The organism is Dolichospermum planctonicum, assembly GCF_005402965.1.
GTDB lineage: Bacteria > Cyanobacteriota > Cyanobacteriia > Cyanobacteriales > Nostocaceae > Dolichospermum > Dolichospermum planctonicum.
In genome coordinates this window covers 1-2,018 of record NZ_BJCF01000102.1, presented here as the reverse complement: position 1 = coordinate 2,018, position 2,018 = coordinate 1, and the positions used below count along the sequence as shown (strand labels likewise).

General features: G+C 40.7%; 1 protein-coding gene. It reads right to left on the bottom strand.

Features of this window, described 5'->3' with window-relative positions:
* On the bottom strand, positions 1-1,852 hold a 1,852-nt coding region (locus FFO06_RS20585), incomplete at its 3' end, for a beta strand repeat-containing protein (protein ID WP_137909689.1).
* Positions 1,853-2,018: the final 166 nt, after the last annotated feature.

Below are 2,018 nucleotides of genomic sequence, written 5' to 3'. Positions count from 1 at the left end.
TTAGGGTATAGGTTACAGTTGTGAAAACAATATCAGTTCCTTGACTTACTAATTCTGTGATGATATCTGCTGTATTGTCCACATAATAGGAGTCATTACCAGCGCCACCAATGAGGGTATCAGCACCCGTACCACCATTGAGTTGATTATTTGCTGTGTTACCTGTAATGATATTATTCAGTTCATTACCTGTACCGTTAATAGCGGTTGTTCCCTGTAACGTTAGGTTTTCGGTATTGGTGGTTAAGGTATAGGTTACAGTTGTGAAAACGCTATCTGTTCCTTCATTAGCATTTTCTGTAATGCTATCTGCTGTATTGTCCACATAATAGGAGTCATTACCCGCACCACCAATTAAAGTATCTGCACCCGTACCACCGGTGAGAACGTTATCGGCTGTATTACCTGTAATGATATTATTGAGGGTGTTACCTGTACCGTTAATAGCGGTTGTTCCCTCTAACGTTAGGTTTTCTACATTGGCGCTGAGAGTATAAGTTGCTGCGGTGCTGAAAACGCTATCTGTTCCTTGTCCTACTAATTCTGTAATCCTATCTGCTGTATTGTCCACATAGTAGGAGTCATTTCCTAAATCACCAATGAGGGTATCATTTCCTAAATCACCAATGAGGGTATCATTTCCTAAACCACCATTAAGAACGTTATTACCAGTATTACCTGTAATGCTGTTATTGAGGTTATTACCTATACCGTTAATAGCGGTTGTTCCCTGTAACGTTAGGTTTTCTAGGTTGGCTTTTAATGTCCAAGTGATAGAAGATTCAACGGTATCAATACCTTGATTTAAACCTTCAGCAATGACATCTCCCACATTATCTACCACATAAGTATCATTTCCTTTACCACCGATTAATAAATCTGCACCCGCTCCCCCGTTGAGAGTGTCATTACCATCTCCACTGGTTAAATCATCGTTTCCTGTACCTGCTTTAATCCAATCATTACCAGTAGTACCATCAAAGCTGATAGTACCTGTAAAGGTAGTTAAATCAAAGCGTTCAAATCCGAATACTGTTGTCCCTGGAATATCTAATTGATTGGTGGTGTTACTGGTATCTATGGAGATAAGATCATTAACTGTTCCTCCGGTGATAATTAAGGTGTCTGTGCCATTACCACCATTAATGGTGTCGTTTTGTTGTAAATTGCCCAATATGCTGGTGATGGTGTCGTCTCCATCTTGAGCATCTATGATATCTTTTTGGGGTGTGGTGGTGAAGCTATCGTTATCATTAGCAATAGTAATAGTTCCTGTTACCGCTGCTGTTGTCCCAACGGTGTAACCTGTACCCGCAACTAAAGTTAAAGCTACAGTTTCATCACTTTCAACAATTGTATCTGCTGTGGGGTCAATGGTTAAGGTAGCTGTACTTGCACCCGCAGCAAAGGTAATGGTTTTACCTGTTCCTGGTGTTGCTCCTGTATAATCGCTGCTATCGGCTGTACCAGTGATACTATAGTTGACGGTTAAGGCATTGGTGGTAATTCCAGTTCTGGTGAAGGTGTAAACTAAGTTGGTTGTACCATCTTCTAAGACACTACTTGGTGATACTGCCAGGGTAATGGTAGCATCATCATTAGCAATAGTTCCCGTTACCGCTCCTGTTGTCCCAACGGTGTAAGTAGTGGGGACAATACCTCCACTATAATAAACATTATAATCCCATCGGGTTGCTGGATCATTTCCAGTGATTACCACTTTCACTTGATCCCCGGTTTGTAATGTAACTGAGTTCAAATTTAAAGAGCCTGAACCAGAGACAAAACCATTTGTCCGGGTTGTTAGCACATTATTGACGAATATTTCCGCTTTGTCAGGAACGCTGTACATCTCATAGTTTAGGCTAAAGCTGCCACCAGTTGATGAGATGTAACCCACATTCCGCACCCTGAACTGTCACAGATCAAAAAAGCAGAGATAGTAGTACATAATAACTAACGATCAATTAAAGAGAAATAAGCTTAATGAGAATACATATCATTAAAAGGGGGGTGGT